Source organism: Pseudanabaenaceae cyanobacterium SKYG29 (assembly GCA_025055675.1).
Taxonomy (GTDB): Bacteria; Cyanobacteriota; Cyanobacteriia; order Pseudanabaenales; family Pseudanabaenaceae; genus M5B4.
Map to the genome: position 1 here is coordinate 1 of JANWWT010000013.1, position 561 is coordinate 561.

At 45.1% G+C, this 561-nt stretch carries 1 protein-coding gene; it reads right to left on the reverse strand.

The annotated features are described in order from the left end of the window. Positions 1-40 precede the first annotated feature (40 nt). Complete coding sequence (locus NZM01_12590; protein MCS6960870.1) at positions 41-451, reverse strand: DUF1664 domain-containing protein; 411 nt, start codon at positions 449-451, stop codon at positions 41-43. Positions 452-561 lie beyond the last annotated feature (110 nt).

Sequence of the window (561 nt, forward strand, 5' to 3'; positions counted from 1 at the left end):
TATACCTGAAACAAGTAATCACTGTCGTCCTCTCTTTTTGTCAAACCCTCATTGTTTTGAGAAAGTCAGCAAAGCTAGTGAGAAGTTTTTTGACATCTAGTGGTAACAGAAATCTGCCCAGGGCAAGGAGAATGCCGCCTAAAACTGTAGCCAAGATACTTCTGGTGATGAATTCCTGATTGCTAATGCGCTTGTCAAACCCATCGAGTTTGGCTTCTATGGTCTTGATGTCCCCTTTGAGTTCATTTCTGACTGCCTGTATCTCGCCCTTGAGTTCAGCGTGCACCTTAGCAATCTCTCCTCGCAGCTCGGCGAAGCCTACCTCCATCTTTTTGTTCATCTCAGCTAAGCCCAGCTCCATCTTTTTGTCCAGATGGTCAATCCTCTTGTCCAGCTCGGCGAATTTGCCCACGATTAAGTCCTTCAGTTGCTCATTGGTGATGTCTGCCATCGGGGGAACTTCCTGCAAAACTACTAGCAATACTATACCTGAAACAAGTAATCACTGTCGTCCTCTCTTTTTGTCAAACCCTCATTGTTTTGAGAAAGTCAGCAAAGCTA